The organism is Streptomyces sp. NPDC059917, assembly GCF_042730635.1.
In the GTDB taxonomy this organism is placed as follows: domain Bacteria; phylum Actinomycetota; class Actinomycetes; order Streptomycetales; family Streptomycetaceae; genus Streptomyces.
Map to the genome: position 1 here is coordinate 1 of NZ_JBHWLC010000160.1, position 6,690 is coordinate 6,690.

The window sequence follows — 6,690 nt, forward strand, 5'->3', positions numbered from 1 at the left end:
CACCACCCCCCCCCCCCCCCCCCCCCCACACCCACCCCCCCCCCCCCCCCCAACCCCCCCCACCCCGGGGCCCGGGGGCCCGGGGGACCCCCGGCGCCCCGGGGGCGGCCCCCCCGCGCTTCCGTGGTGAGCGAGTCCGGTGTTCAGGTGTACTGGACAGGGGACTTGTGGAGGAACGGGCTGCCGCCGTCGACTACCACCATCACCGAGGTCTCGTACGCGGTCCCTGAGCGCTTATACGCGCTGATCTTGCCCACGTAACCACTGGAGCAGGAGTACTCGCCACTCGCCACAGCATGACGGGTGCCCGCCCAGAGTTCGTAGATCGCCACGTGGACCGTACAGCTGGAGCCCATCGAACCCGCGCTCTTGCGGAAGGCGTCGGCGTGCACCTTTCCCCCGCCGGTGCTGACGCAGACGTCGTAGGACCAGCCGTACGACGAGTATCCCGAGCAGCCCCCGCCGGAGTCAGCACTGGCGGGTGAAGACAGGCCGAGGAGCACGAGCGGAACGGCCCCCGCGGCGACGGCCAGCCGGCCAAGCCCGCGCTGTGCGAATGCAGTGAAACGTGACATGCGTATTACTCCCCGCTGCGATCCGCGCGATCTGGTTCTTGCTCGTCGTCACGCGATGCGCCCTGGTTGTGAAGGAGCACGAGCCGCTCCCCGTATCGGACGCCACCGAGCCTAGGAAGAAGCGGATCACCGCCGTGCACAACTGGAGCAGACTTCCTTGACCTTCAGCGCACGGAACTCAGGGGCTGAAGTCGTACGCCTCAGCTTGACCCTGTCGGTGATCTTGGTGTTTCCCGGTGCGGCAGCATGATCAACGAGCATGCTCGGGCTGTTTCAGTGACCGATGCAGTCGTTGAGGTGTCTGCTGTCGCTCCGCCCCCGTTCCGGTGAGCAAGTCCCCCCTCTGACCGTGCGGATCGCGAGGGCGAGCAACCCAGGTGGCACCACGGCGATGTGGGTGAGAGACCGGCTGGACGGGCTGTGGCGCGACGAGGACTTCGCCGTTCGGTACCCGCGTGACGGACGATCGGGCCTCTCGCCTGCCCAACTGGCCACTGTCTGTGTGCTGCAGTTCCTGCCGACGGGGACCGTGCTGACCGCCTCCTCGACCTCGCCTTGGCCCGCCTGGAGCTGATCACCGAGGCGCGGGCCGCGCCGCCCTGGAAGAAGTCGCCGACACCTCCCTCACCTGCTCGACGAACTGGTCGATGAGGACTGGGGGCGCCGCTACGGCCGGCCGGTCCGCCTGGGCAAGAACCCCACCAAGCCCAAGACCCGGATCCTCACCGCCGGAAACGACGCCCTCCGGCTCCTGGAACACCTCTACCGGCACGGAGCAGACCGCACGTCCGGTCCTCGTATCCAGGCCCTGCGCCAGATCATGGTGCAGAACAACGACCGTGACACCGCGGGACGCCTGCGCTGGCGCACCGCCGAGAAGGAAGGCGGGCCCCGGCTGCCGCCCTCGTCCCGGGCTGTCGTCTCTCCCTACGACACCTCGGCCCGCTACGCACGGCACGGACACTTCATCAGCTGGAAGGGGTTGGGCCTTGACCCCGGCCGAGCCGGCGAGCTGCACGGGCCCGTTGTGCGCCGGATACAGCGAGAACCGGCTGATGGCCCAGAGCGCGATCTGCCACCCCGAAGCCGGACAGCCCCAACAAGCGGTCACCCTGCTCCGCCAGCGCCTCGCGGAGCAGGGCGCGTTCGCCACCCGCGACCGGGCCTTCTTCACCGCCCACCTCGCAGGGGCCCTGGCCGCAGCCGGACAGCCCGACGACGCCGCCGCCACCGGCCTGTCCGCACTCCAGCTCGCCGCGGTCCCCGGCTTCGGCCAAGCGCTCGGCGAACTACGCCGCACCGCAGGCGACCTCCGCCCGTACGCACGACGGCCCGCCGTTCGGGAACTCCGCCAGGCCCTGACCGCCCTGCCGGTCTAGCCGGCGAGGAAGCCGCAGACCCTCTCGATCACGGCGGCCTGCCACACATGGGTCCGCGGATCCGCGTACAGGGGATCCTCGTGCACGGCGAAGCCGTGCTGCGCCCCGTCCAGCTCCATCAGCTCGGCTGGCCCCCCGAACACCGGGAGGTAGCGACGGGAGGACTCCACCGGCACAAACGTGTCCCTCGTCCCGTGCACCAGCAGGGCCGGAGCCCGCACCTGGCGCAGATACACGTCCGGGTCGAGGTAGAACACCTCGTTGTGCAGAGCCCGGCCCAGCTCCCACCGCGACTTCTCCGTGTAACCGCGCACGTCCAGGTCCCGGGCAGCGCAAGCGGTACCGACCGTGCCGTCCTCCCTACCGCGAGCCCAGGCCCGGAGCCGGGGCCGGATCCTGGTAGGCAACCTGGCCGGCCGCCGCGATCCGCAGCGTCAGCGAACGCCCAGCCGCGGGGAGCGCGGCGAACCCCGCACACACCGCGCCCGGCACCCCCGCGGCGTCACCAGTCTCGTGGCACACGAGGTGGCCCTCCTGCTCCACGCACTCCGCGACGAGGTCCGCCAGCTGGCCCGGGGCAAGGGCACCGCGGTTCTCCGGGCGGAAGTCGCACGACACGCACCGCTCCGTGCCCACCCGCACCCGCCCGGTTGCGGGATCGGCCACCGGGACCTGACCGACCACCACCCAGCGCTCCGGCCACCCAGCCGGACGCTGCGCCGGCAGCGGGGCTGAGCAGCCGGCCGGGCGACCGGCTCGTTCACCGCCCGGCGCCGCAGCGGCCTCGACCTCACGCAGAGAACGGAAGGGATTGTCCATGGCCCACATCCTGCCGGACCCTCCCGGCCGAACAGCAGCCCTCAGTCGAAACCGCCCACAGGACCTCGCGCGCCCGCCAGAGTTGGAGCAGGCAGCCCGATCCCGCTCAGCAACGTCGTCGATCCGGGTCCCGCGCGGCGCCACGACGCAGCCCTGGCCGGGGCAAGTGTCCTCGGCTGCACTCTGGATGCCCCAGCGGGCCGAGGAAGCCGGCGCCGGGGACAACCCTTGGCGATCCTTCCGCGGGCTGGGCGGGGGGCTTCGCGGGCCGGTACGAGGGCGGAGCCTCGCCGTCTACCGAGCCCCAACCGCGATGGTTGTCGACCAGCCGTTGCGGTTGAGGTGGCAGGTGCCGTCTGGGTCGATGCGTACCGTTGCGCCGGTCACGGGTAGGTGGCCGTCGATGACGAGCCAGGTGCGGATGCGGTCGAGTTCGTCCCAGAGCCGGCGTGGGCCGCCCTGGTGGACGGTGGGAAGCTCTCGTGCTGCGGGTGCGGTGGCGCGGGCCCAGGAGCCGTCGGGGTGGAGCATGTAGGCGGTGCGGGTGCCGTCCGGGGCCGTGTCCATGCGGTGCTCGATGCCGGGGATGGTGAGTTCGAGGGTGGAGCGCACGTCCCAGGTGTTGTTGACCCGCATCACCGGGTAGCGGCCTGTGGTGATGGACTCGCCGTCGGCCTTGCGCGCGGTCGCCCACAGATCGCCGTGGTCGGGAGAAGGCGGGTAGTCCTCGCCGTGGCGGGTGGTCATGAAGGCGGCGGGTTCGGGGGCGATCTTGCCGGTGGCGCCGCCGTCGGCGGTCTTGTCCGCGACGATGAGCAGTCCGGTTCGGGACACGGTAGTCACCAGGCGGCCGCCGGGAGCGAGCGCGGTGAGCCAGGAGGTGGGCATGGCGGGGACCGAGACGGTGGAGACGATGCGGTCGTAGACGCCCGGGAGTTCGCCGGTGACATCGCGGACTTCCAGCTGGGGCCGGTGCCCGGCCGCGGCCAGGCGTTCGCGGGCGGCGTGGATCAGGTAGGGGTCGATGTCGACGCTGGTGACCTGGGCTTCGCCCAGGCGTTCGCAGGCCAGTGCGGTCGAGTAGCCGCTGCCGCAGGTCACCAGGAGGCGGGAGGTGTCGGTGAGGAAGGCGTGCTGGTACATCTTCACGACCAGGGCGGGCAGCGTGGCCGATGAAGTGGGCCAGGCCTCCGGGATCACGGTTGCGGGTGCGGCGTGGTCGGCGTGGTGGGGGCCGACGCGGGTGATCACGCTGAGGCTGGTGTCGTAGGCGGTGTTCATCCACGTGGCGGGGTCGTCGGCGCCGTCGCGGAGCTCGTAGAGCCAGATGTCGTCCCGCTCGCCGGGTGTCCACCAGCGGGGCACGAACAGGTGCCGGGGCGTTGCGGCCAGGGGTTGGTGCCAGCGGGATTCGGGGCGTACGGTCGCGTCGGCCATCCGGGCGGCGTGGCTGTTCCAGCCCGCGGGTGTCCACTTCATCGGACGGTGCCGTTTCAGGGGAGTGCGGGCACGGCGGTCGCGGGCGAGGCAGTCATCGCGGGTGCGTAGCCCATCGGGTCGCAGGCGTCGTTCTTGCCGGGGTCGCAGGAGTCGGAGTTGGAGGGCTGGCAGTCTGGATGGCAGGCCGTAGGGTCCGTCCGGCGCGGGATGCTCGCGCTCGCCTCGGCCCACCGCGAGCTCGACAGGACCTGGGCCAGGCCGGTGTCGAGGACGTTGCCCGCGGTAAGGAAGCGCCCGATCTCGCACACCGCCACCTCGCCGCTCGGCAGGACCGTGGCCCGCTGGTCCCCGCACCGCCCGCACAACTCCGCGGTGGACGGCAGCGCGTTGCCCGCGGCGTTGCCGACCGCCCGCACCCGCCCGACGTGCACGTCGGGCACCGTAAGCTCCGCGCGGGCTCGCTCGGCGCGCTCCGGGTCTCCGGCGTCGAGGACCGCGACGTTGACCGCGATGCCGCGCCCGATGGCCTCGACGATGTTCGCGCGCGTCGCGGTGTGCGATCCCGGGCGGCCGGTGACCTCGTCGTGCTCGGCCGCGACGCTGCTGTGGTAGGTCGTCGCGAGCCGGACGCGGGGGTGTTCCAGCAGCCGCCAGTGCTCATCGCGGATACGCAGCAGGTTGCTGTAGACGCGGACCCGTAGGCCGGCGTCCAGCGCGTGCTGGGCGATCGAGACGAAGCCGGGGTGCAGCGTCGGTTCGCCCCCGATCAACTGGGCTTCCTCGGCGCCGAGGGCGACGGCCTCGTCGATGGTCCGGGCCCAGTCGTCATCGCTCATGCTGCCGTGCCCCCTCGTCGGCCCCGAGCCGGCGTAGCACAGCGACGGGCACGAGAGCTGGCAGCGGCCGGTGATCTCCAGCGACAAGAACCTCAGCCCGGCAGGGGCCTCGATCGTCATGACCCGATCGCAGGCCGCGATCCGCCAACCCGTCCCGTAGTAAGGCCACTTCGGCCGACAGAGGCCCGCGCCGATACCGACGGCTGCGGGCCCGGTCCAGGCGTGGGCGTCGCCGGGCCCCCGGCACCTCGCTCCCTGCCACGGATTCCGTCGCTCCGCGCCGGGGCGGGCCGGAGCGTGTCGCCCCCTGGCGTTGAGGCGGCCCCGGTGGCCGATGCCCACTCCGGCGGCAGTTGGGGGTCAGCCCTTAATACTCCAGCCGTAGATCGTGATTTCGGTGGTGAGGGGCGCCGAGGCAGCAGGTGGCCAGCGTCGATCATCTCGCCCGAGATCGCCCACGCCGTCGCGGACGTCGGCTCCTTCTCCGTCTACCCGAGTTCACCGAGACGGAGGGCCTCCCTTATCTCGCTGAGCTTCGCGGTCGTGGCCGGGGTCCGCTCCTGCGCTTGTTCAGCGAGTCGGAGGGCGTCGTCAAGCTCGCTGAGTTTCACGGAGGACAGGACGGCCGCCCGCTCTATCAGGTCGTCCCGGGACACAGTGGTCAGCCACGTGCACGGGGTGAAGCCTGGACGCGGGAACGCGAGCCGCAGCACGCCTTCGAACGGCAGTCCCTCACTGGCTCCGACCGTCACTTCGATGCCCAGACCGCTGATGTCGACGCCCGCCGGAGCAACGACCTGCATCACCCGGATCCCGGACGTGTCGTCTCCCGAAAGCAGTACGACCAACCTCCGCTCGTCGAACCGGACCCACCAGACTTCGCCACGTTGCACAAGTCCTCCAGACACTGACGACAGGCAGACGCTGCGCGACCCTGACGCGCTGCGGAGACGGGTGCGGCCACCGTTGATCATCGGTGTGTGAAGACTGAAGATCATGCGGTGGTTGCAGGTCACAGCGTAGACCCTGCCCACTGGCAGGAGGCGTTCGAGGGCCTGATGGCCCGGATCGCGGGCCGGTTCGCACGGGTCGAACCCCGACGTCGGGTCGGGCGGTTGGTGCTCGGGCTGCTGTCGGACCTGCCGTGCAAGAACTGCTGGACCATCGCTGAGTGGGCCGGAGAGGGCACCCCGGACGGCATGCAGCACCTGCTCGGACGGGCCAAGTGGGACCCCGCCCAGGTCCGCGACGACGTGCGGGCCTACGTGGTGGAGCATCTGCTGGACGACCAGGCGGTTCTGGTGGTCGACGAGACCGGCGATGTGAAGAAGGGCACCGACACCGTCGGTGCCCAGCGCCAGTACACCGGCACTGCGGGCAGGATCGAGAACGCGCAGGTCGCCGCGTATCTCGGCTACGCCACCGCTTCTACAACTGGGACGTCATCGACCTCACCGGGAGCCGGCAGTTGCTGATCCGCCGCAACCACAGAACCGGCGAACTCGCGTACTACCGCTGCTACTCGCCGGCCGCCGCAGTGCCGCTAAGACGCCATTTCGTTTGGTGTGATCTTGCGGCAGTCTGGTGTGGTGACGACTGGGCTTGTGCAGCGGATGGTGCCGGACGGCTTGTGGGAGTTGT

At 70.9% G+C, this 6,690-nt stretch carries 7 protein-coding genes and 1 pseudogene; 2 read left to right on the top strand and 6 right to left on the bottom strand.

Annotation, left to right across the window (positions count from 1 at the left end):
• Positions 1 to 143 precede the first annotated feature (143 nt).
• Positions 144 to 575 carry a hypothetical protein gene (locus ACFWAR_RS38935; RefSeq protein WP_385788336.1) on the bottom strand — a complete coding sequence of 144 codons (432 nt, stop codon included), beginning with the start codon at positions 573 to 575 and terminating at the stop codon, positions 144 to 146.
• 989 nt (positions 576 to 1,564) lie between these two features.
• On the opposite strand from ACFWAR_RS38935, the gene ACFWAR_RS38940 reads away from it, so the two are divergent.
• Positions 1,565 to 1,954 carry a hypothetical protein gene (locus ACFWAR_RS38940; protein WP_385788339.1) on the top strand — a complete coding sequence of 130 codons (390 nt, stop codon included), beginning with the start codon at positions 1,565 to 1,567 and terminating at the stop codon, positions 1,952 to 1,954.
• Here the strand turns inward: ACFWAR_RS38940 and ACFWAR_RS38945 are convergent.
• The 5 genes from ACFWAR_RS38945 to ACFWAR_RS38965 form a co-directional block, all read right to left on the bottom strand.
• Entirely contained in the window at positions 1,951 to 2,268 is a 318-nt protein-coding gene (locus tag ACFWAR_RS38945) for an alpha/beta hydrolase family protein (protein ID WP_385788342.1), read from the bottom strand. The two genes, ACFWAR_RS38940 and ACFWAR_RS38945, sit on opposite strands and share 4 nt — an antisense overlap.
• Positions 2,269 to 2,314: 46 nt before the next feature.
• Positions 2,315 to 2,572 carry a hypothetical protein gene (locus ACFWAR_RS38950; RefSeq protein WP_385788345.1) on the bottom strand — a complete coding sequence of 86 codons (258 nt, stop codon included), beginning with the start codon at positions 2,570 to 2,572 and terminating at the stop codon, positions 2,315 to 2,317.
• A gap of 495 nt (positions 2,573 to 3,067) precedes the next feature.
• Positions 3,068 to 4,252 (bottom strand): methyltransferase domain-containing protein, encoded by a 1,185-nt coding sequence (locus ACFWAR_RS38955; protein ID WP_385788348.1) that lies wholly within the window; start codon positions 4,250 to 4,252, stop codon positions 3,068 to 3,070.
• 14 nt (positions 4,253 to 4,266) lie between these two features.
• Positions 4,267 to 5,169, bottom strand: a complete 903-nt coding sequence (locus tag ACFWAR_RS38960; RefSeq protein ID WP_385788351.1) for a radical SAM protein — start codon at positions 5,167 to 5,169, stop codon at positions 4,267 to 4,269.
• Between the two features lie 368 nt (positions 5,170 to 5,537).
• Entirely contained in the window at positions 5,538 to 5,942 is a 405-nt protein-coding gene (locus tag ACFWAR_RS38965) for a type II toxin-antitoxin system PemK/MazF family toxin (RefSeq protein ID WP_385788354.1), read from the bottom strand.
• Positions 5,943 to 6,107: 165 nt separating this feature from the next.
• Here ACFWAR_RS38965 and ACFWAR_RS38970 point away from each other — a divergent pair.
• Positions 6,108 to 6,470, top strand: a pseudogene (locus ACFWAR_RS38970) (transposase); the annotation flags it as partial.
• Between the last annotated feature and the right edge of the window lie 220 nt (positions 6,471 to 6,690).